At 44.0% G+C, this 248-nt stretch carries 1 pseudogene; it reads right to left on the reverse strand.

The annotated features are described in order from the left end of the window. Positions 1-229 (reverse strand): annotated as a pseudogene (locus JUI58_RS00045) (hybrid sensor histidine kinase/response regulator); the annotation flags it as partial. Positions 230-248 lie beyond the last annotated feature (19 nt).

The following is a 248-nucleotide window of genomic DNA, read 5'->3' on the forward strand; positions in this document are numbered from 1 at the left end:
TACTGGCTTCTTGAAGTTCAAAGCCCAAAGGACTCAAGAGTTGTACCAACAATTGCCGATTTACGGGTTTATCATCGACAATTAAGATACGATAGCGAGGTTGATCGGGTTCGAGAGCGATAATGCGATGTTTAATTTCCTTACGTTCTAGCTCGCTGGCTTCAACTTCCTCAACTTCAATCTCAAAGTGGAATATAGTTCCTTTTCCGACTTGGGAACTCACGCTCATTTCGCCTCCCATCAACTGC

It is taken from the genome of Spirulina sp. CCY15215, from assembly GCF_016888125.1.
Classification (GTDB): Bacteria; Cyanobacteriota; Cyanobacteriia; order Cyanobacteriales; family Spirulinaceae; genus CCY15215.